Source organism: Modicisalibacter coralii (assembly GCF_004117855.1).
Taxonomy (GTDB): Bacteria; Pseudomonadota; Gammaproteobacteria; order Pseudomonadales; family Halomonadaceae; genus Modicisalibacter; species Modicisalibacter coralii.
The window spans coordinates 33,530-58,819 of the sequence record NZ_QWBW01000006.1 but is presented as its reverse complement, the minus strand read 5'-3'; the positions used below and the strand labels follow the sequence as shown (position 1 = coordinate 58,819).

General features: G+C 67.7%; 24 protein-coding genes. 9 read left to right on the top strand and 15 right to left on the bottom strand.

Annotated features, from left to right (window positions below):
* Nucleotides 1-86: 86 nt before the first annotated feature.
* Nucleotides 87-479, bottom strand: a complete 393-nt coding sequence (gcvH, locus tag D0901_RS00775) for a glycine cleavage system protein GcvH (RefSeq protein WP_129138385.1) — start codon at nucleotides 477-479, stop codon at nucleotides 87-89.
* 571 nt (nucleotides 480-1,050) lie between these two features.
* Between gcvH and D0901_RS00770 the strand changes: the two genes are divergently transcribed.
* Together D0901_RS00770 and gcvT are read left to right on the top strand one after the other, a co-directional pair.
* Nucleotides 1,051-2,430: an alanine/glycine:cation symporter family protein gene (locus D0901_RS00770; protein ID WP_129138384.1), complete on the top strand. Its 1,380-nt coding sequence runs from the start codon at nucleotides 1,051-1,053 to the stop codon at nucleotides 2,428-2,430.
* A 39-nt stretch (nucleotides 2,431-2,469) separates the two neighbouring features.
* Nucleotides 2,470-3,582 (top strand): glycine cleavage system aminomethyltransferase GcvT, encoded by a 1,113-nt coding sequence (gcvT, locus tag D0901_RS00765; protein WP_129138383.1) that lies wholly within the window; start codon nucleotides 2,470-2,472, stop codon nucleotides 3,580-3,582.
* Between the two features lie 96 nt (nucleotides 3,583-3,678).
* On the opposite strand, the gene D0901_RS00760 is transcribed toward gcvT, so the two are convergent.
* The 6 genes from D0901_RS00760 to D0901_RS00735 all read right to left on the bottom strand — a co-directional run bounded on the left by D0901_RS00760 (nucleotide 3,679) and on the right by D0901_RS00735 (nucleotide 9,948).
* Entirely contained in the window at nucleotides 3,679-4,296 is a 618-nt protein-coding gene (locus D0901_RS00760; RefSeq protein ID WP_129138382.1) for an alpha-ketoglutarate-dependent dioxygenase AlkB family protein, read from the bottom strand.
* Nucleotides 4,297-4,344: 48 nt separating this feature from the next.
* Nucleotides 4,345-4,893: a phosphatase PAP2 family protein gene (locus D0901_RS00755; protein WP_129138381.1), complete on the bottom strand. Its 549-nt coding sequence runs from the start codon at nucleotides 4,891-4,893 to the stop codon at nucleotides 4,345-4,347.
* Nucleotides 4,865-6,019: a glycosyltransferase family 4 protein gene (locus tag D0901_RS00750; RefSeq protein WP_129138380.1), complete on the bottom strand. Its 1,155-nt coding sequence runs from the start codon at nucleotides 6,017-6,019 to the stop codon at nucleotides 4,865-4,867. Before D0901_RS00750 ends, D0901_RS00755 begins: the two co-directional genes overlap by 29 nt.
* A gap of 99 nt (nucleotides 6,020-6,118) precedes the next feature.
* On the bottom strand, nucleotides 6,119-7,084 hold the full coding sequence (locus D0901_RS00745; protein WP_129138379.1) for a M23 family metallopeptidase: 966 nt from the start codon (nucleotides 7,082-7,084) through the stop codon (nucleotides 6,119-6,121).
* A complete protein-coding gene (locus D0901_RS00740) occupies nucleotides 7,003-7,902 on the bottom strand; it encodes an acyltransferase (RefSeq protein WP_129138378.1) in 900 nt (299 codons plus the stop codon). The genes D0901_RS00745 and D0901_RS00740 overlap by 82 nt, the downstream gene beginning before the upstream one ends.
* Nucleotides 7,903-7,998: 96 nt before the next feature.
* Nucleotides 7,999-9,948 carry an acetoacetate--CoA ligase gene (locus tag D0901_RS00735; protein ID WP_129138377.1) on the bottom strand — a complete coding sequence of 650 codons (1,950 nt, stop codon included), beginning with the start codon at nucleotides 9,946-9,948 and terminating at the stop codon, nucleotides 7,999-8,001.
* Between the two features lie 404 nt (nucleotides 9,949-10,352).
* Here D0901_RS00735 and D0901_RS00730 point away from each other — a divergent pair, with 404 nt between their 5' ends.
* On the top strand, nucleotides 10,353-11,798 hold the full coding sequence (locus D0901_RS00730; RefSeq protein ID WP_129138376.1) for an MFS transporter: 1,446 nt from the start codon (nucleotides 10,353-10,355) through the stop codon (nucleotides 11,796-11,798).
* Between the two features lie 20 nt (nucleotides 11,799-11,818).
* On the opposite strand, the gene D0901_RS00725 is transcribed toward D0901_RS00730, so the two are convergent.
* The 7 genes from D0901_RS00725 to D0901_RS00695 form a co-directional block, all read right to left on the bottom strand.
* A complete protein-coding gene (locus D0901_RS00725) occupies nucleotides 11,819-12,586 on the bottom strand; it encodes a VOC family protein (protein ID WP_129138375.1) in 768 nt (255 codons plus the stop codon).
* Between the two features lie 85 nt (nucleotides 12,587-12,671).
* Nucleotides 12,672-13,847, bottom strand: a complete 1,176-nt coding sequence (locus D0901_RS00720; protein WP_129138374.1) for an acetate/propionate family kinase — start codon at nucleotides 13,845-13,847, stop codon at nucleotides 12,672-12,674.
* Nucleotides 13,844-14,791 carry a bifunctional enoyl-CoA hydratase/phosphate acetyltransferase gene (locus tag D0901_RS00715; RefSeq protein ID WP_233440312.1) on the bottom strand — a complete coding sequence of 316 codons (948 nt, stop codon included), beginning with the start codon at nucleotides 14,789-14,791 and terminating at the stop codon, nucleotides 13,844-13,846. Before D0901_RS00715 ends, D0901_RS00720 begins: the two co-directional genes overlap by 4 nt.
* A 155-nt stretch (nucleotides 14,792-14,946) precedes the next feature.
* The gene (locus tag D0901_RS00710; RefSeq protein ID WP_129138372.1) at nucleotides 14,947-15,222 is read right to left on the bottom strand and encodes a GrxA family glutaredoxin; all 276 of its coding nucleotides are present in this window, start codon (nucleotides 15,220-15,222) and stop codon (nucleotides 14,947-14,949) included.
* 133 nt (nucleotides 15,223-15,355) lie between these two features.
* Nucleotides 15,356-16,180, bottom strand: coding sequence for an inositol monophosphatase family protein (locus tag D0901_RS00705; protein ID WP_129138371.1), 825 nt, complete (start codon nucleotides 16,178-16,180; stop codon nucleotides 15,356-15,358).
* 89 nt (nucleotides 16,181-16,269) lie between these two features.
* On the bottom strand, nucleotides 16,270-16,806 hold the full coding sequence (locus D0901_RS00700; protein WP_129138370.1) for a response regulator transcription factor: 537 nt from the start codon (nucleotides 16,804-16,806) through the stop codon (nucleotides 16,270-16,272).
* A 34-nt stretch (nucleotides 16,807-16,840) separates the two neighbouring features.
* Complete coding sequence (locus D0901_RS00695; RefSeq protein ID WP_129138369.1) at nucleotides 16,841-18,118, bottom strand: ATP-binding protein; 1,278 nt, start codon at nucleotides 18,116-18,118, stop codon at nucleotides 16,841-16,843.
* A 194-nt stretch (nucleotides 18,119-18,312) separates the two neighbouring features.
* Between D0901_RS00695 and D0901_RS00690 the strand changes: the two genes are divergently transcribed.
* The 3 genes from D0901_RS00690 (at nucleotide 18,313) to D0901_RS00680 (ending at nucleotide 21,279) form a co-directional block, all read left to right on the top strand.
* Nucleotides 18,313-19,902, top strand: a complete 1,590-nt coding sequence (locus D0901_RS00690) for a peptide chain release factor 3 (RefSeq protein ID WP_129138368.1) — start codon at nucleotides 18,313-18,315, stop codon at nucleotides 19,900-19,902.
* An 83-nt stretch (nucleotides 19,903-19,985) separates the two neighbouring features.
* On the top strand, nucleotides 19,986-20,462 hold the full coding sequence (mscL, locus tag D0901_RS00685; RefSeq protein ID WP_129138367.1) for a large-conductance mechanosensitive channel protein MscL: 477 nt from the start codon (nucleotides 19,986-19,988) through the stop codon (nucleotides 20,460-20,462).
* A gap of 40 nt (nucleotides 20,463-20,502) precedes the next feature.
* Entirely contained in the window at nucleotides 20,503-21,279 is a 777-nt protein-coding gene (locus D0901_RS00680; protein WP_129138366.1) for a TatD family hydrolase, read from the top strand.
* Nucleotides 21,280-21,302: 23 nt separating this feature from the next.
* Here the strand turns inward: D0901_RS00680 and ygfZ are convergent, their stop codons facing one another.
* The gene (ygfZ, locus tag D0901_RS00675) at nucleotides 21,303-22,352 is read right to left on the bottom strand and encodes a CAF17-like 4Fe-4S cluster assembly/insertion protein YgfZ (protein ID WP_129138365.1); all 1,050 of its coding nucleotides are present in this window, start codon (nucleotides 22,350-22,352) and stop codon (nucleotides 21,303-21,305) included.
* 167 nt (nucleotides 22,353-22,519) lie between these two features.
* Here ygfZ and D0901_RS00670 point away from each other — a divergent pair, with 167 nt between their 5' ends.
* Genes D0901_RS00670 through uvrB form a run of 3 tightly spaced genes read left to right on the top strand, consistent with a single transcriptional unit; the run spans nucleotide 22,520 to nucleotide 25,222 of the window.
* A complete protein-coding gene (locus D0901_RS00670) occupies nucleotides 22,520-22,714 on the top strand; it encodes a hypothetical protein (RefSeq protein WP_129138364.1) in 195 nt (64 codons plus the stop codon).
* Between the two features lie 29 nt (nucleotides 22,715-22,743).
* Nucleotides 22,744-23,160 carry an OsmC family protein gene (locus D0901_RS00665; protein ID WP_129138363.1) on the top strand — a complete coding sequence of 139 codons (417 nt, stop codon included), beginning with the start codon at nucleotides 22,744-22,746 and terminating at the stop codon, nucleotides 23,158-23,160.
* A 31-nt stretch (nucleotides 23,161-23,191) separates the two neighbouring features.
* Nucleotides 23,192-25,222 (top strand): excinuclease ABC subunit UvrB, encoded by a 2,031-nt coding sequence (uvrB, locus tag D0901_RS00660; RefSeq protein ID WP_129138362.1) that lies wholly within the window; start codon nucleotides 23,192-23,194, stop codon nucleotides 25,220-25,222.
* Nucleotides 25,223-25,290 lie beyond the last annotated feature (68 nt).

Genomic DNA, 25,290 nt, shown 5'->3' with positions numbered 1-25,290 from the left:
CCCTGAGTGTGACGGGGCGGTCAGGCCCGGGTTGAGAAACGGAAGGGGCACGCTCGAACGCGGCGGGCGATCTCGCCCGCCGTCGTTCAGGCGTCGGTGTCGGCGATCGCGGCGTAGGCGTCGGCATCGAGCAGGTCGTCGAGGGCGGCGCTGTCGCTGGGCTTGACTCGGGCGATCCAGCCTTCCTCGTACGGCGACTCGTTGACGGTTTCCGGCGCATCCTCGAGCGCCTCGTTGACGGCGACGATCTCGCCGGCCAGCGGGGCGTAGAGGTCGGAGGCCGCCTTGACCGATTCGATCACGCCGAACTCCTCGCCGGCATCGAGCTCGCGGCCGACGTCGGGCAGTTCGACGAAGACCACGTCGCCGAGGGCTTCCTGGGCATGATCGGTGATCCCGATGGTGACCGTGCCGTCGCCGTTGTCGAGGATCCACTCGTGACTGTCGGTGTAACGCAGGTTCGCGGGGATGTTGCTCATAATTTTTCCTATACGAAAAATGGTTTTCTTTTTAGGGAATCGTATCGCGATTTTGCCTGAATGACGACTCTCTTGTCAGGGTCGGCGACACGGCGGCGATACGAACGCGAGCATTGGTGCCTGACCGTGGGGTAAGGGTGGCCAGATTTGGCGTCTCCGTCCAGTCCTGGAGCGCCATCCCTGGAGTGACGCGCACGCCCCGTCCGGCGACCTGGGCGGCAGGGGCCGCGGGTCCGGGCTATGCTACCACCGGGGATGGCGGATCGGGCGACGTGCTTGCGCCGAGGCTGGTGGCTGGGTAAGGTGGCGATGTTTCCTAAAAGAAAAAAGTTTCTCTTTACTCTGTCAGGAGACTCGTCCGGCAGTGGCGGCGTTCACCATGAGCTTTGTTCTGACCGGAAAAGAAAGTGCAGTTTTTTCTAAGGTCGAGTGGAGTCGGGGCGGCGGGTTCCGCTATCGTTACGCCGGTTCGTTTCAACCGTCCTGCCGGTCACCGTCACGGCGGTCGGCAGGACGGCGCGACACCGTGCACATGCGTGCCTAACAACAAACTGTCACTGGGAGTAATGACGTGGAAACGTTGACGAATCTACTGAGCGCTATCGAGGGCGTCGTTTGGGGCCCCTTGATGCTGGTGCTGCTGCTCGGCGTGGGGCTCTACCTGCAGGCCGGGTTGAAGGTCATGCCGATCCGCAAGCTGGGGACCGGTTTCAAGCTGCTCTGGCAGGGGCGGACCACCGCCGAGGGCGACGAGAAGGAGGGCGAGGTCTCGCCGTTCAACGCGCTGATGACCTCGCTGTCGGCGACCATCGGCACCGGCAACATCGCCGGGGTGGCCACCGCCATCTTCCTGGGTGGCCCGGGGGCGGTGTTCTGGATGTGGATCACGGCGCTGGTGGGCATGGCCACCAAGTTCTCGGAGGCGGTGCTGGCGGTGCGCTACCGCGAGGTCGACGAAGCCGGGGATCACGTCGGCGGCCCGATGTACTACATCCGTAACGGCCTGGGCCGCAAGTGGGCGTGGATGGGCGGTCTATTCGCCTTCTTCGGCGCCGTGGCGGCCTTCGGCATCGGCAACACCGTGCAATCCAATTCCGTGGCCGACGGCCTGGGCGAGTCATTGAATCTGCCGCACTGGCTGACCGGCATCGTGATCATGCTGCTCGCCGGCGCGGTGATCCTGGGCGGCATCAAGCGTATCGCCAAGGTCGCCGGCAAGCTGGTGCCGATCATGGCGATCGCCTACTTCGCCTGCGGTGTCCTGATCCTCGTCATCAATGCCGACCAGATCGGTGCGGCGCTCGGCCTGATCTTCGGGCATGCCTTCTCGCCGGCCTCTGCGGCGGGTGGCTTCGCCGGCGCGGCGGTGGCCAAGGCGATCCAGTTCGGTGTCGCGCGCGGCGTCTTCTCCAACGAGGCCGGCCTGGGCAGCGCGCCGATCGCTCACGCCGCGGCACAGACCAAGAACCCGGTTCGTCAGGGGCTGGTGGCGATGCTCGGTACCTTCATCGACACCATCGTGGTGTGCTCGATCACCGCGCTGGCGATCCTCACCACCCAGGACTGGACCTCGGGCGAGACCGGTGCCGCGCTGACCACCATGGCCTTCGACAACACCCTGCCCGGCGTGGGCCAGTATGTGGTGTCGTTCGCCCTGGCGGTCTTCGCCTTCACCACGATCCTCGGCTGGGCCTTCTACGGTGAGAAGTGCTTCGAGTATCTGTTCGGCGTGCGCTCGATCAAGCTGTATCGCGTCGTCTACATCCTCGCCATCCTGGCGGGTGCCGTGGCGCCGCTCGACTTCGTCTGGCTGATGGCCAGTGTCTTCAATGCCTTGATGGCGATCCCCAACCTGATCGCGCTGGCCCTGTTGTCCCCGGTGGTCTTCAAGCTGACCAAGGACTACTTTGCCGGCAAGACGGTGTTGCCGGGTGAAGACCTGAATCGCTGAAGCCCGTTCATTCACGCTCACTCAGGGTGGAGCAACCCGATGACCGATCTCAACCGTACCCCGCTGCACGACCTGCATGTCGAACTGGGCGGCAAGATGGTGGAATTCGCCGGCTACCACATGCCCGTCCAGTATCCCATGGGGGTCAAGAAGGAGCATGAGCATACGCGTACTGCCTGTGGCCTGTTCGATGTCTCGCACATGGGCCAGGTCGTGCTGCGCGGTCCGGAGCCGGCCCGGGCGCTGGAGTCGCTGGTCTGTGCCGACATCGTCGGCCTCGCCGAAGGCGCGCAGCGTTATGCGCTGTTCACCGGCACCGAGGGCGGGATCCTCGATGACCTGATGGTGGTCAACGCCGGTGATCATCTCTATCTGGTGGTCAACGCGGCGTGCAAGGCCCAGGATATCGCCCACCTGCGTACCGGTCTTGGCGGCGAGTATTCGGTCGAGGAGCTGGATCGTGGTCTGCTCGCCCTGCAGGGGCCGAAGGCGGCCGAGGTCATGGAGCGGCTGTGTCCGGCGGCCTGCCGCCTGGTCTTCATGCAGCACGGCCGATTCGAGATCGCGGGCATGGAGGTCTGGGTCAGCCGCAGTGGCTATACCGGCGAGGACGGCTTCGAGATCTCGGTCGCCGCCGAGGAGGCCGAGCGCCTCGCCCGGTGTCTGCTCGCCGAGAGCGAGGTCGAAGCGATCGGGCTGGGTGCGCGGGACTCGCTGCGACTCGAAGCCGGCCTCTGCCTGTATGGTCACGACATCGATCAGTCGACGACGCCGATCGAGGCCAGCCTGATCTGGGCGATCGGCAAGCCGCGGCGCGTCGGTGGCGAGCGCGAGGCCGGCTTCCCGGGGGCCGACGTCATCCTCCACCAGTTGCAGGCCCGCGATCATCGTCGCAAGCGTGTCGGCCTGCTCGGCGAGGGGCGTGCCCCGGTGCGCGAAGGCGCCGAGCTGTTCAACGCCGACGATCGTTCCATCGGTTCGGTGACCTCCGGCAGTTTCGGGCCCTCCGTCGGCCAGCCGGTGGCGATGGGCTACGTGGCGATCGACGAGGCCGAGATCGGCAACGTGGTCTATGCCGAAGTGCGCGGCAAGCGCCTGCCGATGACCGTCAGCAAGCTGCCCTTCGTGGCCCCGGGCTACCACCGAGGGTAACGTTTTATACCGTTATCTTCTATGTGACGCCTACCGGGCCGCCTCGATCGAGGCGGCCTTTTCGTTTGGGAGACGGCGCCTTGTCGTCGCCGGGGCTCAGCCCGGCATGACGCGACGAAACGTCAGGCTGATCCGCAGGCCGGGAATGGCGCGCGGCAGCAGCGCATGCTGCAGGCATTCCTGGACGCCCGCCCCCATGACCAGCAGGCTGGCGTGGGGCAGCCAGACGTTGAAGGGGTCGCGCGGCGGCTGGCGCCGGCGGAATCGCAAGGGCCGCTCGGCGCCCAGGCTGAGCGCGGCGACCACCGGTTCATGACCCAGTTCCGGCTCGTCGTCGGCATGCCAGCCCATGCTCTCCTCGCCGTCGCGGTAGCGGTTGAGCAGCACGCTGTTGACGTCGGACGTCACGCCCAACTGGTCGATCAGCGCCCGGGCCCGCTCGCCGAGTTCCTTCACCGCGGGATGCCAGGGCCGGGGCGCGAAGTCCTGGCCGGAATAGCGGTAGCGGGCCTCGGCGTCGCCCATCCAGCACTGCGAGCGCGGGATCGGGTGGCGGCGGCCGTACAGGGTCAGGGTCGGTGTCTCCCAGGGAATCTCGCGGTCGAGCCGTTCGAGCAGGCGCCACCCCGCCTCGGCCGTGACGGCACCGTCGAGCCGCCAGAGTGGGGGCGAGTCGAGTAGTCGCTGCCAGTTGGGAGGGTTCGATTCGGTCATGCCGGCAGGTTGGCATGTCGACGCCGACCTGGCCAGGCCCGGACCCGTTCACACCGGCAACGGGTACAGCCAGACACTGGCGCTGGCCAGCAGGTAGCCGAGCAGGGCGCCGGCGGCGACATCGCTGAGGTAATGCAGACCCAGCACCACCCGTGACAGGGCGATCAACAGCGCCAGCGGCGCGATCCAGGGGATCAGCGCCGGGGCCAGGGCGATCGTCAGGGTACAGAAGCTCACAGCGTGCAGGGTGTGCCCGCTGGGGAAGCTGTAGCGATCCAGCGGTGGCATGGTGCAGGGGATCTGCTTGAAGGTGATGTAGGGGCGCTCGCGGCACAGCCGGGTCTTGAGCAGCCGGTAGACCAGCGCGCCGACGGCCGCGGTGGCGGCGAACTGCAAGCCGGTACGCCAGCCCTGGGTGTCGTCGGAGAGGCTCACCACGAGTGTCAGAAGCACCCAGGCGGGCCAGTCGCCGACCCGGCTGGCGAAGCGGAACAGCCAGAGGATCATTCGATAGCGGCTGTAACAGGCCAGCCGGTGGCAGGCCTGCCATTCCAGGGTATCGAGTCGTTCAAACGCCGGAAGGTTGCGGTGTGTCATGAGGCGTCTCCTGAACGTGACGTAGCGTGGCCAGGAAGTCGTCGGCGATCGACGACCAGCCCTGGGGCTCGACGCGCAGGCGGGCCGCGCGCCCCAGACGGGCGGCGAGGCCCGGGTTGCGACACAGCGCGAGGGCCGCGTCGATGAAGCCCTGGTCGTCGTCGAGCGCGACCGTGAAGCCGTGATGTCCCGTCTCGATCATCGCGGCCGCCGCGGCGTAATCGAAGGCGACGATGCCCAGCTCGCTGGCCATCGCCTCGAGGACCACGTTGCCGTAGGTTTCCGAACGCGAGGGGAACACGAACAGATCGGCGCTGGCATAGTGCCGCGCCAGCGAATCGCTATCGACGAAGCCGGTATAGATGGCCTCGGGGAGGCGGCGTTCGAGTTCGCCGCGCAGCGGCCCGTCGCCGACGATCACCAGCTGCAGGGCGGGGCTCGTGGCGCGCATCGCGCGATAGCTCTCGATCAGCAGATCGAGGTTCTTTTCCTGGGCGAGGCGGCCGACATGCAGCAGTACCGGCTGCTGTGGGTCCACGCCCCACGCCCGACGCAGGGCCGGGTCCCGGCGATGCGGGCCGAAGTGGCGGGTATCGATGCCGCGGGCCATGACGCGGACGCCGCGGAAGCCGCAACGCGCCAGCTCGTCGGCGCGTTGCCGGGTGGGCACCAGCGTGGCCCGGGTCCGGTTGTGGAAATGGCGCAGCACGGCGCGCACCGGCCAGGCCAGCCAGCGCCAGCCGTAATCCCCCGCGTAGTGGTCGAAGTTGGTGTGAAAGCCGCTGACCACCGGGATACCGAGGCGTCGGGCGGCATTCAGCGCCGACCAGCCCAGCGGGCCTTCGGTGGCGACGTAGATGGCATCGGGGCGCTGCTCGCGCCACAGGGCGAGCAGCCGGCGGCGAGTGGGCAGGCCCAGTTGCACGTCGGGGTAGCCCGGCGCGCGAAATCCGCGGACCTGGAGTTCGCTGGCGACGTGCTCGGCGCGTCCCGGCTCCCGGGGCGCCGGGCGTACCAGTTGAATCGACACCCCGCGTCGATGCAGTTCGCGACTCAACTGGCCGAGGGTGTGCGCCACCCCGTTGATGTCCGGTGCCCAGGTCTCGCTGACCATGGCGATGCGCATGCGCGTGTCTCCCGCGTCGAATGAGCGACGGGGTCAGCATCGCCGCCGGGGATGACAGCGACACGACAGCGCGGTGAACAGTGTGTGACGCCGCCGGCCTCAGCGCAGCACCTTGCGCGGGTCGATGGGCTTGCCGCCGTGACGGACGTCGAAGAGCAGGTCGTAGCGGTGGGTGACGTTGCTGTAGCCGACCGTGCAGACCGGCGTGCCGGCGGCGATCGTCTGTCCCTCGCGAACCTCGAGCTTGTCGCACAGCGCGTAGACGGTCTGCAGGTTGCCGTCGTGGTGGACGATCACCACATGCCCCAGTTGCCGCATGGTGCTGGCGAAGCGGACGTCGCCATCGGCCACGGCATGGGCGACGTCGCCGCGCTTGGCGGCGAGCAGCATCGGCTGCAGGGCGCCGCGCTTGTCGCGGCCGAAGGCCCGCACCACGCGGTAGTCGTCGAGCGGCCAGGGCCAGGCCCGCTGCTTGGGCAGCGGGCCCGGATCGGGCAGGCTAACGGCCCGGGTCGACTTGGGTTTGGGCTTGCGCTGGGCCGGCGTCGACTGGCGCGTGCTGCGCGTGGCAACGGCGGTGCGGGTGCCGCCGGACAGGGGGACGCGAACCAGTTGGCCGACGTCGAGATCGGCGGGGTCGAGGCCGGGATTGGCGGCACGGATGCGCCCCGCGGTGGTGCCGAAGCGACGCGCGACGGCCGTGTAGGTGTCACCGGGGCGGATCTGGTAGCGATACGGGCCGCCGGAGGGCGCGCGCTCGCGGCGGCTGGGCACCAGAATGCGCTGGCCGATGCGCAGATGGCGGGCATCGACCCCGGGGTTGAAGCGCTGCAGGCGGACCAGCGGGACACCGGCGCGCCGGGCGATTTCGCCCAGGGTGTCGCCGGAACGAATGGTCACCCAGTTGCCGGCCAGCACCGAGGTGTAGCCGGAGGAGATCCGGGGCGAGTTGGCGCAGCCGCTCAGCAACAGCAGGAGCAGTATCAGCGCGCCGACACGGTAGCGGCCGAGCCCGTCGCGGAGGCGAGCCGGCGATCCTTTTCCTGCCACAGCGCGTTGAGCCATTGCTGAAAGCGTTCCTTGTACTCCGGGTCCTGATGATAATCGCCCTCGAGCATCCACTCGGGCACGGCGATGCGCCGCGCCTGCAGGCTGACCGGCCCTTCGCGTCCGCACAGGAAGTCCCAGAAATTCGGGCATTCCCGCGCGTAGGCGAGGGTGACATCCAGGATGCCGCTCAATTGACGGCCCAGCAGGCCGATGACCTGGGCACTGCCGCCGGCCTTGGGGCGCAGCAGGTGGCGGTAGGGGCTGGCCTGCTCGCGTTGCTTGGCCGGGGTGAAGCGGGTGCCTTCGACGAAGTTGTAGATCGCCATGGGCGTCTGGCGGGCCTGATCGCAGAGCCGCTGGGTCGCCTCGCGGTCGCGGCGGGCCAATGCCGGATTGCGGGCCAGCGCCTCGCGCTTGTAGCGGCGCATGAAGGGAAACTCCAGGGCCCACCAGGCCAGCCCGATCACCGGCACCCAGATCAGCTCGCGCTTGAGGAAGAAGCGCGGCATGGGAATGCGCCGGTGCAGGGCCATCTGCAGCAGGAAGATGTCGGTCCAGCTGCGATGGTTGGCGATCACCAGCCACCACTGGTGGGGCGACAGCCCGTCGGGCAGATGAATGTCCAGTACCGGACGCAGCCAGCGCCGCATCCACCACAGGTTGGTGCCGATCCAGGCCAGGGCGATGCGGTTGAGGCCGCCCAGCACACGCAGGCGCCAGCGGCGGGTCGGGGTGACCAGCTTGGCCAGCGTCAGCGCATACAGCGGGACCGCCCAGAACAGGGTACTGACCGTCAGCAGCAGCACGCTGACGAGCCCCTTGAAGATCGACATGCCATTCTCCGTCAATGACTTGCCGACCATGCTACTGCAAGCGTGTCGGGCTGCCCAGCGTCCCGGCTCACTCCTGGCTCATGACGCCGCTGACCGTCACGCCTGCAGTTCGGGCAGATTCTCGTAGAGTTCGAGGGCTTCCGGGTTGGCCAGCGCTTCCCGGTTCTCGACCGGCCGGCCGTGGACCACGTTGCGTACCGCCAGTTCGACGATCTTGCCCGACAGGGTGCGCGGGATGTCGCTGACCTGGACGATGCGCGCCGGCACGTGGCGCGGCGTGGTGTTGTCACGGATGGTCCGGCGGATGGTGTCGCGCAGCGCGTCATCCAGGGTCAGCCCGTCGCGCAGGCGCACGAACAGCACCACGCGCACGTCGTCCTGCCATTCCTGGCCGATGCACAGCGACTCCAGCACCTCCTCGACCTTCTCCACCTGACGGTAGATCTCGGCGGTACCGATGCGCACGCCGCCGGGGTTGAGCACGGCGTCCGAGCGGCCGTGGATGATCAGGCCGTCCTCGGGGGTGATCTCGGCGTAGTCGCCGTGGGCCCAGAGGCCGGGAAAGGCCGCGAAATAGGCCTCGTGATAGCGCTCGCCACCGGGGTCGTTCCAGAAGCCGATGGGCATCGACGGGAAGGGCCTCGTGCAGACCAGTTCGCCCTTCTCGCTGCGTACCGGCTGGCCGGCGTCGTCGACCACCTCGACCGCCATGCCCAGGCCACGGCACTGCAACTGGCCGCGATAGACGGGGCGGATCGGGCAGCCCAGGGCGAAGCAGGCGACGATGTCGGTGCCGCCCGAGATCGAGGCCAGCAGCAGGTCTGTCTTGATCTCGCCGTAGACGTAGTCGAACGACTCGTGGGTCAGTGCCGAGCCGGTGGAGAGGATCGCCCGCAGCGCCGAAAGGTCGTGCTCGCGACCCGGCGCCAGGCCTTGCTTCTCGCAGGCGGCGAGGTACTTGGCGCTGGTGCCGAACACGCTGATGCGCTCCTCGGCGGCCATCCGCCACAGCGACCGTGCGTCGGGGGCGAAGGGCGAGCCGTCGTAGAGCACCAGCGTGGCCTCGCAGGCCAGCCCCGAGACCAGCCAGTTCCACATCATCCAGCCGCAGGTGGTGTAGTAGAACAGCACGTCGTCGGCGGCGAGATCGGTGTGCAGGCGGTGTTCCTTGAGGTGCTGCAACAGTGTGCCGCCGGCCGAGTGGACGATGCACTTGGGCGCCCCGGTGGTGCCCGACGAGAACAGGATGTACAGCGGATGGTCGAAGGGCTGCGGCTCGAACTCGAGGGGCTCGGCCGCGTCGTCGAGGTAGTCGTGCCAGCCGACCGCCTTGTCGATACCGCCGATATCCGGCGTGTCGCGGAGAAAGGGGAAGACCACCACCCGGTCGAGCGAATCGATCGCCCGGCCGATCTCGGCGACGCGCTGGCGAGTGTCGATCGCCTTGCCGTTCCAGGTGTAGCCGTCGGTGGCGATCAGTACCTTGGGCTGGATCTGGCCGAAGCGGTCGAGCACGCCGTGAAAGCCGAAGTCCGGCGAGCAGGAGGACCAGACCGCGCCCAGGCTGGCGGTGGCGAGCATGCCGATCACCGCGTGCTCGCTGTTGGGCACGAAGCCGACGACCCGGTCGCCGGGGGTCACGCCGTTGTCGCGCAGGGCGTGAGCCAGACGCGCCACCTGGGCGTGGAGGTCGGCGTAGCTCAACTCGCGGCGACGGCCGCGCTCGTCGCGGCACACCAGCGCTGGCTTGGCGTCGCGGCGGCGCAGCAGGTTCTCGGCGACGTTGAGCCGGGCCTCGGGGAACCAGCGGGCTCCGGGCATGGCGTCGGGACGGGTCAGCACGGCCTCGCCGCGTCGTTCGGCGATCACCCCGCCCAACTCCCAGACATAGGGCCAGAAGGCCTCGAGGTTCTCGACGCTCCAGGCGTGCAAGTCGGCGTAGTCGGCCAGGGCCAGGCCCCGGTCGCGATTGATGCGCTGCATCAAGGCGTACATCTGGGTGGCCTCGATCGTTTCCCGTGACGGCTGCCAGAGTGGCGTGGACATGCTGACCCTCCTCTTCCGCGTCAGGCTGGTGATGGGCGGCGCTCGCAAGATCGACCTTGTGGTCAGTCTGGCTCCGAATGCCGCCGCTGACCAAGGGCGTGATACGCCCGGGCCTGGGTGGCGATACCGGGCTCGACAGCCGGTTTCGCGGGTGTGTCACCCGGCGGCGATTTTTTGAGCGCGGCGGCGGGGGCGGCTCGGTCTCTACGTCGGCGGGGCTTGTTCAGCCGCCACTCACAACCTTATGCACAGTTTCTGTGTATAACTCCCCGACCGGACGAGGTTTGGTCCGACTGGGGTTAAGCGGCTAGACTCTACCCACTTTTGCGATGCCCATCTCCGCCGGCCTTATTTCGGGCCGGCGGTCTCGTTTCGTCGATCACGCATCTTGGAGGAGGCCCGACTTGCGCGGATTACCGGCGACGCTGCCGATTCTCTTCGTCTGTGAAATCAGTTTTCTGCTCGGCCACGGGTTGATCATGACCCTGCTCGGGGTGCGCATGTCCCTCGAGGGTTTTCCCTCCCAGATGGCCGGCCTGCTGATGTCGAGCTTCTCGCTGGGCTTCGTGCTGGGCAGCTATTTCCTCGAGAAGCGCATCCGCTCGGTGGGGCACATCCGGGTCTTCGCCGCCTGCGCGGCGATGCTGGCGGTCACCGCGATGCTCCACGGGCTGTGGGTCAACCCCTGGGCATGGCTGGTCTGGCGTGTCGCCGGTGGCGCCTCCACGGCGGGCCTGTTGATGGTCATGGAATCGTGGGTCTCCGGGGAATCGAGCAACGACAACCGCGGCAAGGTGCTGGGCTGGTATCTGGTCATCTCGACGTTGTCGCTGGCCGGCGGCCAGTGGATGCTCAACATCGCCGACCCGGCGACGATGGTGCTGTTCTCGGTCTCGGGGATGCTGTTCGCCCTGTCGCTGGTGCCGCTGTCGATCCATCGTATTCACGGCCCCTCGCAGTCGAGCCACGACGTCGCCCACAAGATCAAGCTCAAGGAACTCTACAAGCGTGCGCCGGTGGGCCTGGTCGGTGCCTTCACAGCCGGGCTGATGGTTCAGGCCTTCTTCGCCATGACCCCGTTCTTCGGTCAGGAGATCGGCCTGTCGACCGGCCAGACGGCCCAGTTCATGGCCACGACCACGCTGGTCGCGCTGATCGCCCAGTGGTCGCTGGGGCGTATCTCCGACCGGCTCGACCGGCGCAAGGTGATCCTGTGCATGGCGGCGATCATGGCGGTCACCGGCGTCTTCATCTCGGCCGCCGCGGCCTACAGCTACCTCATGCTGCTGGTCGTCGCCTGCTTGCATACCGCCATGCTGCACACGCTCTATTCGCTGAGCCTGGCACACACCAACGACTGGCTGGAGCCCAGCGAGATCATCGCCGCCAACGCCAAGCTGATGATCTGGTACGGCATCGGCTCGATCATCGGGCCCTTCAGTGCCTCGCTGGTGATGCAGGTGGTTGGCCCCGAGGGGTTGTGGCTGTTCCTGGGCGCGGCGGCGCTGGCGCTGGCGATGTTCGTCATGGTGCGCCTGCACGGAACCCGCACGACGACGCGGCCGGAAATCGCGCAGGAGCCCTACGCGCCGATGCCGATGATGGAGACCCCGCACTATCACAGCGAACTCGACACCCGCCACGATCCCCAGCAACTGGAGTTCGACTTCGAGTACTACGAATACGAGGAAGAAGCGGCGCTAGCCTCGGAAGACCCGCGAGAACCCGCCATGGAGGACTCGCGCGACAGCGCGGAAGAGGTCGAGGACGATGAGCAGGACCCGTCGCGGGGGCGACGCCCGGATCCGCAGCCTCGCGCGACCTCGCTGTCCTTCGATCGGCCCGATTGAGTGAGCCGCTGGGGTGACTGTCAGGCGACCTCGCAACGAGTGTGGCGGGGTAGCAGCAGTTCGGCGGCGCGCTCGCGCTCGCCGTTGATACAGCGCTGGACGATGGCCAGCCCGCCCAGGGCAACCCGGTGTTCATCGCCGTCGGCGAAGGCGATGCGCCGTGTGCAGGCCGGATAGTAACGGTAGTCGAGCAGGGGCGAGATCGGGAAGATACCGTGGCGGCGGTCGGCATTGCCGACCAGCCCGGCCTGGCGCAAGTCGTGATCGACCTGCGCCAGGGAGCCCCCGAGGCGTTCGCAATCGAAGCCGACATGATGCAGGCGTGGCCCCAGCGCCGCCAGCCAGGCGGCGAGCGGGTGGGCCTGGTGGAGCATCCGGTAGGTCGCCCAGTCGGGCATCGGCCACGGACGCCCGCGACAGAGCAGGTTCTGCCCCTTGCAGTCGGCGGGATGGGCATCGCCCACCAGGCTTTCGAGACGGCGGCGCGGTTCGCGGGTCAGGGTCCCGGGCTGAAGTTCGACCAGCAACAGCCAGGCGCCGTTGTCGGCGGGGGACAGGCAGGTCACCAGCACGCCGCGGTCGGCCATGGCGTACTGTCCGGCCCGCCGATAGCCGAAATGGCCGAGCGTGGGCAACAGTGTCTCGGTGCTGAAGGGCCCCTGGTTGAGGGTTACCAGGGCGAGGTACTCCGCGGCGGGCGCATTGACCCACAGGTCGAGCGCCCCGAGGTCGGGGTGCAGGTGGACATAGTCCAGCCACAATTGCTGCAGGAACTCGTCGCGTTGCATCGGCGGTGCTCTCCCAGGCGGTGCCTTGACCAGTATAGGTGCTGGGAGTCGCAGAGCTTTCAACGCCCGCGAGGCTGTCCCGGGCTCAGCATGAGGCGGCCGACCCGGTGTCGAGGCAGTCGATCGTTGAACGCTGAATTTCGGCTTCCTCGTCGGCCGCCATGATGGCGACCGCCGGTCCGCGTCCACGGTCGAGGCGTTCGGCATGACGGGCATTGGCCGCTTCGTCGATATCCACGCCCAGCCAGCCCAGGCCCGCGCAGATCGCCTGGCGGATCGGCGCGGCATGCTCGCCGACACCGGCGGTGAACACCAGCGCATCCAGTCCGCCGAGCAGGGCGACGAGCGCTCCCGTCTCGCGAATCACGCGCTGCACGAACAACTCGATCGCTTCTCTCGCCGGCGGTGCCGGGCTCTCGAGCAGGTCGCGCATGTCGTCGGAGATCCCCGAGACGCCGTAGAGCCCGCTGTCGTGATAGAGCATGTGCTCGACCTCGGCGGCGCTCCAGCCCCGGGATTGCATCAGGTAGAGGATGACTCCGGGGTCGAGACTGCCGGCGCGTCGGCCCATCACCAGCCCGTCCAGGGCGGTGAAGCCCATCGAGGTCGCCTGACTTCGGCCGTCGCGCAGGGCGCACAGGCTGCAGCCATGGCCCAGGTGAGCGACGATCACCCGCCCGCGGCCGCGCTCGCCGAGCCGTTCGGGAAGCCGGCGCGCGGTGTGGGCGTAGGAGAGCCCGTGAAAGCCGTAACGCAGGATGCCCTCGTCGGTCAGCCGTCGCGGCAGGGCAAAGCATTGATTGACCCAGGGCTGGGTACGATGGAAGGCGGTGTCGAAACAGGCCACCTGGGGCAGTGTCGGCCAGCGTTCGTGCAACTGCTCGATGATCGTCAGGGCGTGGGGCTGATGCAGGGGGGCCAGCGGAATCAACGCCTTGAGCCGTTCGATCACGTCGCGATCGATGCGCCGGGGCGCGGCGAAGTCGCGCCCGCCATGCACGACGCGATGGCCGACCGCCGTGAGCGGCGTGCCCTCGAGCACCGCGTTGACCCAGTCGAGCAGCGGGGCGACGACCGCCTCGTGCCCGCGGCCCTCGACGCGGAACGCGTGCGCGCTGGCTTCACCGGTGTCGAGCGTGAGTCGAGGCGCGTCGTTGATGCGTTCGATCTGGCCCCGGGCCAGCGCCGCGTCGGCGTCGAACAGGGCGAACTTGAGCGATGACGAGCCGGCGTTGATGACCAGGATCGGGGAGCGGCTCATGGCGTCGCCTCATGGTGAACGACCAGGCAGGCCAGCGCCGCGGAAGCCAGGCGGGCGGCGATGTCATCGCTACGGCTGGTGAGCATGATCGGCACCCGGGCGCCCATGACCAGTCCGGCGGCCTGGGCGTCGGCCAGGTGGATGAGCAGCTTGGCGATCATGTTGGCGGCCTCGAGATCGGGCGCCACCAGGATGTCGGCCTGGCCGGCGACGTCCGATGTCAGCCCCTTGGTGCGCGCGGCCTCGACCGACACAGCGTTGTCGATGGCCAGAGGGCCGTCGAGATCGCCGCCGCTGATCTGGCCGCGCTGGCTCATCTTGCACAATGCCGCGGCCTCCACGGTCGAGGGGATGCGGGGGTTGACGGTCTCCACCGCCGAGAGGATCGCCACGCGCGGGCGGGCGAGCCCCAGGGCGTGGGCGAGCTCGATGGCGTTCTGGATGATGTCGCGCTTGGCGGCGAGGTCGGGCTGGATATGCAGGGCGCCGTCGGTGATCAGCAACGGGCGCGGGTAGCTGGCGACGTCGAGGGCGTAGATGTGGCTCATCTGGCGCTCGGTACGCAGACCGGCCTCGTGGGCGAGGACGGCACTCATCAGTTCATCGGTGTGCAGCGCGCCCTTCATCAGCGCGCGGGCGTCGTCCTTGGCGGCCAGCGCCACGGCCGTCTCCGCCGAGGCATGGCTGTGCGGCGTGTCGACGATGGTCAGGCCCGCCAGCGACTCGCCGAGGGCCTCGGCGGTGCTCTCGATTCGCGTGCGCGGGCCGACCAGCAGCGGTTCGATCAGGCCTTGGTGCCAGGCGGCCAGGGCGCCGCCCAGCGAGGGGGCGTCGCAGGGGTGGACCACCGCGGTGCGGATTGCCGGATAACCGCGGGTCGCCTCGATCAACTGGCGGTGGCGATCGGCGACGCCGGCAGGGCTCGGGGGCGTTTCGGGTGCCATGGGCTGGCCTCCTGGCAGGACGAGGATCATCCGACTTTAGGCCGGGGCCGGAACCGGCGCCAGCGGCATTGCGAGACCCTTGATCTGCATCAGCCCGTGGGTGCCAACGCAGACGCCGGCCCTGGGGGCCGGCGTTGCGGTATTGCCGATGGCGGTCAGTTGACCGGCGATTCGGGCATCAATTGGTTGTCGCGAACGTACTGGTCGAACTCGGTGAAGCCGCCGATGTGGGTCTGGTCGACGAAGATCTGCGGCACGGTTTCCACCGGCTTGCCGATGGTCTTCTCCATGTCGGCCTTGGTGATGCCTTCCTCGTGGATGTCGATGTACTTGTAGCTGAAGTCGTCGCGCAGGTTGCTCAGCTGGTCGGCGAGCTCCTTGGCGCGAACGCAGAACGGGCAACCGGGACGTCCGAAGATGACGGTAAGCATGCAATCTCCTGTCGGTGAAACCTGAATTCGTTGGCGGTCAACGGCGACGTTGCGCCCATTGTTCCGCAATCCGACCCCGGGCGCCAATAGAGTCTGGCTACGCGGGCCATTGCGGGCTGCTATAGGATGTGGCTCAGCGCGTGGCGGCCTGCGGGTCCTCGTCGGCACGCTGCAGCAGCTTGCGTAGCGCGACGTAGATGTCCGGGGCGGCCGCGACGATGTGTTCGCCGTAGAGCTCCTCCGGGATGCCGGTCGGGCAGGGATAGACGTGCCCGGTGCGGGCGCCGCTCTCGCGGGCGATCAGCAACCCGGCGGCGAAGTCCCACGGCGAGACGCTCTCGTAGTAGGCGTCGATCCGGCCGCTGGCCACGTTGCACAGGTCGAGCGCGGCGGAGCCGCAGCGGCGCGCGTCCTGACACTGTTGCATGACCGCCGCGAACCGTCGCAGCAGCGGCGTGCGGCCGTCGAGACGATAGGGAAAGCCGGTGGCGATCACGCTGCGCTCGAGCTTGCTGGCCAGGCTGGCGCGGATGCGCTGTCCGTTGCGTTGGGCCCCGTCGCCGCGGATCGCCGTGAAGGTCTCGTCGAGAAAGGGGGCGTGGACGACACCGATCTGGACCTTGCCGTCGAGCGCCCAGGCGATCGACACCGCGACATGCGGCAGGCCACGGGCGAAGTTGACCGTGCCGTCGATGGGGTCGACGACCCACAGCGGGCCGCCCTGGCCGAGCGTCTCGCGGTCGGGGGCGAGCTCCTCGCTGAGCCGCGTCTCGCCGGGAAAGTGTGCCTCGAGGCGTTCACCGATCAGGCGGTCGACGGCGACGTCGGCATCGGTCACCAGCTCGCTGCCTTTCTTGTAGCGCTGCTCGAAGTTCTGACGCTCGCGGGCCTGGCGGATCTCTTGCCCGGCCTCTTCGGCGATCCGTGTCGCGATGGCGAGCCGCTCGGCAAGCTGCATTGGGCCTCCTGGATGCAGAGTGGGGTAGCGTGAAGGCCTCTCAGTCTAGCATCGCCGCGCCGCTGGCCCCAGCCGGTGCGGGCGCGCGATCAGCGCCTTACCGGGCGCTTCTGCAGCTTGCGTTGCAGGGTCCGGCGGTGCATGCCCAGCGCCCGGGCGGTGGCGGAGATGTTGCCGTCGTGCTCCTGCAGAACCTTCTGGATGTGCTCCCAAGTCACGCGGTTGATCGACGGCGGGTTGTCGGCGATATCGATGTCGGGGTCGCCGCCGTCGCGATCGAAGGCGGCGAGTACCTCGTCGGCGTCGACCGGCTTGCACAGATAGTTGACCGCGCCGAGCTTGATCGCCTCCACGGCGGTGGCGATGCTCGAATAGCCGGTCAGGACCACCACGCGGCAGTCCGGCACGATCGCCAGCAGGTCGGGCAGCAGCTTGAGTCCCGAGGAGTGTTCCAGCTTGAGGTCCAGCGTCGCCAGGTCGGGCGGCGAGCGACGCGCCAGGGCGAGGGCCTGTTCCTCGTCCGCGGCGATGAGCACTTCGTAGCCGCGACGGCTCAGCGCGCGCTCCATGACATGGCAGAACATCTCGTCGTCGTCGACGATCAGCAGGCGTTCCGGTGTGGGCATAGCGTCTTCCCCTCGTGGATGGTCGATGGCCGCGTCATTCGCCGGCGATCAGCCGGGGCAGCTTGACTTCGGTCAGGGTGCCGCCCTCTTCGTGATTGTAAAGGCTCACGCCGCCGCCGAAACGGTTGATGGTGGCGTGGGTCAGGAACAGGCCGATGCCCATGCCCTTGCTCTTGGTCGAAATGAAGGTCTCGCCGAGCTGGTCGGCGATCGACATCGCCACGCCGGGGCCGTGGTCGCGGATGTCGATGATCACCTCGTCGTTGTTCCAGTCGAGGCTGATGACGATGCCCTCGGGGTTGGCGTCGGCGGCGTTGTTGAGCAGGTTCATCAGCGCCTGCTCGAGGGTGGAGTCGACCGCCAGTATCGGCGTGCCGCGCTTGCCGAGGATCTCGATCTGATGGGTGACGTCCGGGCGCAGTACCAGCCAGCGCTGGATCACTCCCTCGAGCCAGGCCTGGGCGGGGCGCGAGCTGGGCTCGGCGAGCCGCCGCCGGTCGGCATTGGCGACCAGGTTCTGCAGGCGCGACTTGCAGGTATCGACCTGCTGGCGCAGCAGGTCGATGTCGGCCTCGAGGGTCGGCTGGCCGGCCACATCCTGACGCATCTCCTTGAGCAGCACCGCCATGGTCGACAGCGGGGTGCCCAGTTCGTGGGCGGTGCCGGCGGCCTGGGTGGCCACCGCCAGCACCTGCTCGTTGCGCAGGGCCGCCTCGCGGGTGCGCGACAGCGAGATGTCCCGCCGGCGCAGGGCGTGCGCCATCTTGAAGATGAAGTAGGTGACCAGCCCCGCCGAGAGGCCGAAATTGAGCCACATGCCCAGCACGTGCAGGCTGATGCCGGGCCCGATCATGCCGTGACTGAGCTGGGGCACCGGGTCGTAGAACAGCATCAGGAAGGTGTAGGCGGCCATCGCCGCGCTGGCGATGATCCAGGCGTAGAGCCAGGGCAGGGTCGCGGCGGCGATGGTCACCGGCACCAGGTAGTAGGTGATGAAGGGGTTGGTCGAACCGCCGGTATAGAAGAACAGCAACGACAGCCCGGCGATGTCGGCGAGCAGGTGCAGCAGGTATTCGACGTCGGTCACCGCCCGCGGGCGGCCCAGGCGCCACCAGGAGGCGATGTTGATGAAGCCCATGGCGATGATCACGCTGATCACCGGCACCACGCGCAACTGGAAACCCAGCACCTCGATGCCGAAGATGATCGCGGCGAGAAAACCGGTCCAGGTGATCCCGCGCACGAAGGTCAACCGCACCAGATTGCGGTTGGGGGTCGACAGGGGCAAGGGCAGGGGCGTGGGCTGTGGCATGGCGGCTCCGAGGTCAGGCTGGGGGCATGATAACCGAAGACGGCGACGGTCTCAGCGGCCGTGGCGGCCGCCCGGGCTACAACTCGTGCCCGCGAGGCCGTAGAATTGGCGGCCTTCGATTCACGCACGCCCATCCGCCCGACCGCGAAGCCTCGCTTGGCCGACCGGGTGGGCAACGAGACGACGACCATTCGATGTCAGACACCCAGACCGCTCGCGAAGCCGAGCTGCGCAGGACTTTCGCGATCATCTCGCACCCCGACGCGGGGAAGACCACCATCACCGAGAAGCTGCTGCTGTTCGGCAACGCCATCCAGCTCGCCGGTTCGGTGAAGAGCAAGCGCAACGATCGCCATGCCACCTCCGACTGGATGAAGATGGAGCAGGAGCGCGGCATCTCGGTGACCACCTCGGTGATGCAGTTCCCCTACAAGGGGCGCATCGTCAACCTGCTCGATACCCCGGGGCACGAGGACTTCTCCGAGGACACCTACCGCACGCTGACCGCGGTGGATTCGGCGCTGATGGTGATCGACGGCGCCAAGGGCGTCGAGGATCGCACCATCAAGCTGATGGAAGTGTGCCGGCTGCGCACCACCCCGATCCTCACCTTCATCAACAAGATGGATCGCGACATCCGCGATCCCATCGAGGTGATGGACGAGGTCGAGACGGTGCTCAACATCCAGTGCGCGCCGATGACCTGGCCGATCGGCATGGGCCGTCACTTCAGGGGCGTCTACCACCTCTACGACGACGTCATCCATCTCTACAAGCAGGGTCAGGGCAACCGCATTCCCGACGACGTGCGCATCGAGGGCCTCGACAGCGCCGAGGTCGACGAGGTGCTGGGCGCCGATCAGGCCGAGGAACTGCGCATGGAGGTCGAGCTGGTACGCGGCGCCTCCCACGAATTCGACCTCGAGGCCTACCGGCGCGGCGAGCTGACGCCGGTCTACTTCGGTACCGCGATGGGCAACTTCGGCGTGCGCGAGATGCTCGACGGCTTCGTCGAGTATGCCCCCATGCCGCAGCCCCGGGAGACCGACGCCCGCGAGGTGGAGGCCAGTGACGGCCAGTTCTCCGGCTTCGTCTTCAAGATCCAGGCCAACATGGATCCCAAGCACCGCGACCGGGTCGCCTTCCTGCGCGTCTGCTCGGGCAAGTACGAGAAGAACATGAAGATGCGCCATGTGCGCATCGGCAAGGACGTCAAGATCGCCGACGCCCTGACCTTCATGGCCTCGGATCGAGCCCACGTCGAGCAGGCCTGGCCGGGCGACATCATCGGTCTGCACAACCACGGCACGATCCAGATCGGCGACACCTTCACCGTCGGCGAGGACATGCGCTTCACCGGCATCCCGCACTTCGCGCCGGAGCTGTTCAAGCGCGTGCGCCTGCGCGATCCGCTGAAGATGAAACAACTCCAGAAGGGCCTGCAGCAGCTCTCCGAGGAGGGCGCCACCCAGGTGTTCATGCCGCTGGACAACAATGACCTGATCGTCGGCGCGGTCGGGGCGCTGCAGTTCGACGTGGTCGCCCATCGCCTCAAGGAGGAGTACAAGGTCGACTGCATCTATGAGGGCGTCAACGTCCAGACCGCCCGCTGGGTGTATTGCGACGACGCCAGGAAGCTCGACGAATTCCGGCGCAAGGCGAGCACCAACCTGGCGCTCGACGGGGGCGGCTACCTGACCTACCTGGCACCGACCCGGGTCAATCTGCAGATGACCCAGGAACGCTGGCCGGAGGTACGCTTCAACGCCACCCGCGAGCACTGAAACGACTTGCCCGAAGCCGGGTGATGGCACATCTTGCGTTCGAGGAGCGACCCTCGTCGCTCCCCGGATCGAGGGAAGCGGACATGGCATCTCGGTTTCTCAAGGAATTCCGCGAATTCGCGGTCAAGGGCAATGTCGTCGACATGGCGGTGGGGATCATCATCGGCGCCGCCTTCACCGCCATCGTCAACAGCCTGGTCAAGGACATCTTCACGCCACTGATCGGGCTGATCACCGGCGGCGTGAACTTCACCAATCAGTTCTGGGTGCTGCGCGCGGGCAGCGGCGAAGGGCCCTATCACACCCTCGAGCAGGCCCAGGCTGCGGGCGCCGTGACGCTCAACTACGGGCTGTTCATCAACGCCACGCTGTCGTTTCTGATCGTGGCCTTCGCCACCTTCGTGCTGATCCGCAACATCAACCGGCTCAAGAACCTGCATCACGAGCCGGAGCCGGCCGCGCCGACCGTCAAGACCTGTCCCTACTGCGTGTCCAAGATCCCGCTCGAGGCGACGCGCTGCCCGGCCTGCACCTCGCACCTGAAGGACACCGCTGCCTAGACTGCTTGGAACGGCAGATGCGTCCGAGACGGGAGAATGCATGCTGATCGACGCCCATTGCCATCTCGACTTTTCCGCCTTCGACGACGACCGTGAGGCGGTCTTCGCGCGGGCCCGCGAGGCCGGCGTCGGTCATTTCGTGGTGCCGGGGACCACGCGGGCCGCCTGGGACGCCGTGCTGGCGCTGGGGCGGCGCGACGACGTCAGTGCCTGCCTGGGATTGCATCCCTATTTCATGGATCGCCACGGCGAGGCGGACGTGGAAGCGCTGGCGCGGGCCCTCGATGCGCAACCCGAGGTGGTGGCGCTGGGCGAGTGCGGTATCGATGCGCGTTTCGCGGACAGCCTGGACGCCCAGTGGCGGCTGTTCGATGCCCAGGTGCGCCTGGCCAAGGCGCGGCACCTGCCCCTGGTGATCCACTGCGTGCAGTGCAACGACACGCTGACCAAGCGGCTGCGCCAGCTGGCGCCACCGGCCGGGGGGCTGATCCACGCCTTCTCCGGCAGCCCCGAACAGGCCCGCGCGTTTCTCGATCTGGGGTTCGTCCTGGGCCTGGGCGGGGCGACGACCTTCCCGCGGGCCAAGCGCCTGCATCGCGCCGTGGCCGCCTTGCCGGACGACGGTTACCTGCTGGAGACCGACAGCCCCGACATGCCGCTGTGCGGCTTCCAGGGCCAGCGTAACGAGCCGGCGCGAATCGCTGACATTGCCGAACGGGTGGCCGGGTTACGCGACCAGACGATGGCGGCGATCGCCGAACATAGTACGACCAACGCCCGCCGGCTGTTCGGTCTCGCCGATGGGCCATCGTCGTGATGCGGTGGCCGAGCCGCTAGCCGTCAGGGGCTGCCGACCGCCATGGCCTCGGGGTCGAGGCGTTCCACCGGGTAGGGCAGTTCGAGGCGTTCGAGGCGCTGCTCGCCGACCGTCAACGGCTCGGCGCTCTCGCGGGTGGTCAGTACCGCGAGGATCTCGGCCTGGCCTTGGCCGTCGAGCGCCGCCGCGACGACCTCGCCGCGTGCCTTGCCCTCGGCGTCGATCACCGCGTCGCCGATCCCCGGCAGGCTGGCGCCCTCGAGCCGGGCGCGTACCAGGCGTTTCTTGACCTGACCGCGGAAGTGGGCGCGGGCGACGACCTCCTGGCCGGTGTAGCAGCCCTTCTTGAAGCTCACGCCGCCCAGCGCTTCCCAATTGAACATCTGCGGCAGGTAGCTGTCCTGCAGGCTGGCGTCCAGCCAGGCGAGACCGGCCTGGATGTCCTGCCACTGCCAGACGTCGTTGCCGACCGGCGTGGCGTCGTGCGCCAGGGCATCCCAGGCGTCGATCGCCGCCGGCGTGGTGAGGCAGAGCAGCAGGCGTGGCAGATTGCCGGGATGGCGCGCGATCACGCCGTCGTCCACGGTCGCTTGCCGCCAGGTGGTCGGTGGCGTCACATCGAAGCGGGCCTCGACCAGCGCCGGGGCAGCGTGACCGGTCAGGCCGATGATCGCCAGATCGTCACGCGCCGTGAGTTCGACCTTGTAGAAGGGCGCGAACTTGGCCAGGTGCCCGCGCAGCGGTTCGACCAGCCCGGCGTCCAGCAGCAGCCAGTAGCAGCCTTCCTCGCGGCGCATCAACTGGCCGTTGGCCAGCATGCGTCCCTTGGGCGTGCAGAAGCTGGTGGGTGCGGCGAAGTCGCCGTCGGCCAGGGTGAGCTGTGCGCTGGTCTGCCCCTGCAGGAAGCGCTCGGCATCGCTGCCGCGAATCTCGAGGATCGCCAAGTGGACCAGCGGTTGCAGGACGGTTTTCTCCAGGGCCTCGCGCACCTGCGCCGGGTCCGCGAAACTCACGTGGCGAGCGTCGACGTGGCGAGCGCCGTGGCTCTCGAGATGGGCGTTCCAGTCGGTCATGGCGTCTCCCTTGCCGGGGTGGGTCATCCTTATCGAGATGGGGGCGCCGGGCGGCGAATGCAAGCCATCGGAGCCCTCGCCGGGTGTGGCCGGCGAGTGACGGATTGCCCCCGCGTGCTAGACTGGAGGCGCAGTCGAGCGAGCCAACCGCACCAGGGGGACGACACATGGCCCAGCAGATCTCATTGACCTTCGACAACGTCGACGATGCCGACACCGTCAACCGGCTGACCACGGCGCTAATGATGGTCGATGGCGTCGAGAGCGCCGAGGTGGGGCGCCACGGTGCCGAGGTCGAGGGCCGGGTGCAGCGCGATGCGCTGATCCGGGCGGTGAAGCAGTTGGGTGTCGAGGTTCGCTAGACAAACCATCAACCACGCAGGGAGGCGGCATGACCATCACCGTCATCAGCGTCGACGATCACAGCCTGCGCCAGCGCATCGACATCGAGGACTTCGACGACCTGTTCGCCGATGCGCCGGCGATCGTCGGCGGCGACGAGAGCGCGCCGGATCCGCACGATTATTTCGACATGGCGCTGGGCGCCTGCAAGGCGATCACCGCGCGCATGTACGCCCGGCGCAAGGACTGGCCGCTGGAGGCGGTCCGTGTCGAGGTCTCGCGCGACGACCGCGAGGAGCGCCACGGGCGTTACACCCTCGAGGTGTCGCTGACCTTCGAGGGCGATCTCGACGACGCGCAGCGCACGCGGTTGCTGGAGATCGCCGATCGCTGCCCCATCCACCGGCTGATGACCGATGCCACGGTCGCCATCACCAGCCGGCTGGCGACGGCCTCCGGCGCTTGAACTTTCCCCGCCCGGCTACCATCTCAGGCTCATGAGCAAATCCTTTCAAATTCGTTCCCAGTACCGCCCGGCCGGCGACCAGCCCGCGGCGATCGACGGCCTGGTCAAGGGCCTCGAGGCCGGGCTGGCACACCAGACGCTGCTGGGCGTGACCGGGTCGGGCAAGACCTTCACCATGGCCAACGTGGTCGAGCGCGTGCAGCGCCCGACCATCGTGCTGGCGCCCAACAAGACCCTGGCCGCCCAGCTCTACGGCGAGTTCAAGTCGTTCCTCCCCGACAACGCGGTGGAGTACTTCGTCTCCTACTACGACTACTACCAGCCGGAAGCCTACGTGCCGTCGTCGGACACCTTCATCGAGAAGGATGCCTCGATCAACGATCACATCGAGCAGATGCGCCTGTCGGCGACCAAGGCGCTACTCGAGCGTCGCGATGCGCTGATCGTCGCCTCGGTGTCGGCGATCTACGGTCTCGGCGATCCCGACCAGTACCTGAAGATGCGGCTGCACTTCAACCGTGGCGAGTTGATCGACCAGCGCTCCTTCCTGCGCCGTCTCGCCGAGTTGCAGTACACCCGCAACGACATGGATTTCCGCCGCGGTACCTACCGGGTACGCGGCGACGTGATCGACATCTTCCCGGCGGATTCCGAGGAGGAGGCGGTGCGCGTCGAGCTGTTCGACGACGAGATCGAGTCGATCAGCCTGTTCGACCCCTTGACCGGCGAGATGCGTGGCAAGGTGCCGCGCATGACCATCTACCCCAAGAGCCACTACGTGACGCCGCGCGAGACGATCCTCGCCGCCACCGAGGAGATCAAGGCCGAGCTCGCCGAGCGCCTCGAGTGGCTGCGCAAGCACGACAAGCTGGTCGAGGCCCAGCGGCTCGAGCAGCGCACCCTCTACGACATCGAGATGATGCTCGAGCTGGGCTACTGCAACGGCATCGAGAACTACTCGCGCTATCTCTCCGGTCGCGCGCCGGGCGAGCCGCCGCCGACCTTCTTCGACTACCTGCCGCCCGACGCCATCCTGTTCATCGACGAATCCCACGTCAGCGTTCCGCAGGTGGGCGGCATGTACAAGGGCGACCGCTCGCGCAAGGAGACCCTGGTCGAGTACGGTTTTCGCCTGCCTTCGGCGCTCGACAACCGTCCGATGACCTTCGAGGAGTGGGAGCGGATCTGTCCGCAGACGGTGTTCGTCTCGGCCACGCCGGGGCCCTACGAGGCCGAGCACGCCGGCCAGGTGGTCGAGCAGGTGGTGCGTCCCACCGGGCTGGTCGATCCCGAGGTCGAGGTGCGCCCGGCCTCCACCCAGGTCGACGACCTGCTCTCGGAGATCCGCGCGCGGACCGAGGTCGGCGAGCGGGTGCTGGTCACCACCCTGACCAAGCGCATGGCCGAGGATCTCACCGAATACCTCGACGAGCACGACATCCGCGTGCGCTACCTGCACTCCGACATCGATACCGTCGAGCGTGTCGAGATCATTCGCGACCTGCGTCTGGGCAAGTTCGACGTGCTGGTGGGGATCAACCTGCTGCGCGAGGGCCTGGATATTCCCGAGGTGTCGCTGGTGGCGATCCTCGACGCCGACAAGGAGGGCTTCCTGCGTGCCGAGCGCTCGCTGATCCAGACCATCGGTCGCGCCGCGCGCAACGCCAACGGCAAGGCGATCCTCTACGGCGACCGGGTCACCGATTCGATGCGCCGGGCGATCGACGAGACCGAACGGCGTCGCGCCAAGCAGATCGCCCACAACGAAAAGCACGGCATCGTGCCGCGGACCGTCACCAAGTCGGTGGCCGATATCATGGAAGGCGCCCAGACGCCCGGCAAGAAGGGCTCGCGGCGCAAGAGCGAGCGCAAGGTCGCCGAGCCGCAGGCCGATTACGGCGCCGAGATGCTGCGCAATCTCTCGGTGCCCGAGCTGACCCGCGAGATCGCCAAGCTCGAGGACGCCATGCACGAGGCCGCCCAGAATCTCGAGTTCGAGGAGGCGGCGAGGCTCCGCGATCAGGCCCAGGCGCTCAATGCGCGGCTGATCGAACTCAAGTAACCCCGGAAGCACGTTCGGCGGCCCCACCTCGGTGGGGCCGCCGTCGTTGCCAGACCGCAAGGGTCAGG

Coding starts and splice junctions, on each gene's coding strand:
- gcvH (WP_129138385.1), bottom strand. CDS start 479: ATGAGCAACATCCCCGCGAACCTGCGTTACACCGACAGTCACGAGTGG.
- gcvT (WP_129138383.1), top strand. CDS start 2,470: ATGACCGATCTCAACCGTACCCCGCTGCACGACCTGCATGTCGAACTG.
- D0901_RS00760 (WP_129138382.1), bottom strand. CDS start 4,296: ATGACCGAATCGAACCCTCCCAACTGGCAGCGACTACTCGACTCGCCC.
- D0901_RS00755 (WP_129138381.1), bottom strand. CDS start 4,893: ATGACACACCGCAACCTTCCGGCGTTTGAACGACTCGATACCCTGGAA.
- D0901_RS00750 (WP_129138380.1), bottom strand. CDS start 6,019: ATGCGCATCGCCATGGTCAGCGAGACCTGGGCACCGGACATCAACGGG.
- D0901_RS00745 (WP_129138379.1), bottom strand. CDS start 7,084: ATGGCTCAACGCGCTGTGGCAGGAAAAGGATCGCCGGCTCGCCTCCGC.
- D0901_RS00740 (WP_129138378.1), bottom strand. CDS start 7,902: ATGTCGATCTTCAAGGGGCTCGTCAGCGTGCTGCTGCTGACGGTCAGT.
- D0901_RS00735 (WP_129138377.1), bottom strand. CDS start 9,948: ATGTCCACGCCACTCTGGCAGCCGTCACGGGAAACGATCGAGGCCACC.
- D0901_RS00725 (WP_129138375.1), bottom strand. CDS start 12,586: ATGCAACGCGACGAGTTCCTGCAGCAATTGTGGCTGGACTATGTCCAC.
- D0901_RS00720 (WP_129138374.1), bottom strand. CDS start 13,847: ATGAGCCGCTCCCCGATCCTGGTCATCAACGCCGGCTCGTCATCGCTC.
- D0901_RS00715 (WP_233440312.1), bottom strand. CDS start 14,791: ATGGCACCCGAAACGCCCCCGAGCCCTGCCGGCGTCGCCGATCGCCAC.
- D0901_RS00710 (WP_129138372.1), bottom strand. CDS start 15,222: ATGCTTACCGTCATCTTCGGACGTCCCGGTTGCCCGTTCTGCGTTCGC.
- D0901_RS00705 (WP_129138371.1), bottom strand. CDS start 16,180: ATGCAGCTTGCCGAGCGGCTCGCCATCGCGACACGGATCGCCGAAGAG.
- D0901_RS00700 (WP_129138370.1), bottom strand. CDS start 16,806: ATGCCCACACCGGAACGCCTGCTGATCGTCGACGACGACGAGATGTTC.
- D0901_RS00695 (WP_129138369.1), bottom strand. CDS start 18,118: ATGCCACAGCCCACGCCCCTGCCCTTGCCCCTGTCGACCCCCAACCGC.
- D0901_RS00690 (WP_129138368.1), top strand. CDS start 18,313: ATGTCAGACACCCAGACCGCTCGCGAAGCCGAGCTGCGCAGGACTTTC.
- mscL (WP_129138367.1), top strand. CDS start 19,986: ATGGCATCTCGGTTTCTCAAGGAATTCCGCGAATTCGCGGTCAAGGGC.
- D0901_RS00680 (WP_129138366.1), top strand. CDS start 20,503: ATGCTGATCGACGCCCATTGCCATCTCGACTTTTCCGCCTTCGACGAC.
- ygfZ (WP_129138365.1), bottom strand. CDS start 22,352: ATGACCGACTGGAACGCCCATCTCGAGAGCCACGGCGCTCGCCACGTC.
- D0901_RS00670 (WP_129138364.1), top strand. CDS start 22,520: ATGGCCCAGCAGATCTCATTGACCTTCGACAACGTCGACGATGCCGAC.
- D0901_RS00665 (WP_129138363.1), top strand. CDS start 22,744: ATGACCATCACCGTCATCAGCGTCGACGATCACAGCCTGCGCCAGCGC.
- uvrB (WP_129138362.1), top strand. CDS start 23,192: ATGAGCAAATCCTTTCAAATTCGTTCCCAGTACCGCCCGGCCGGCGAC.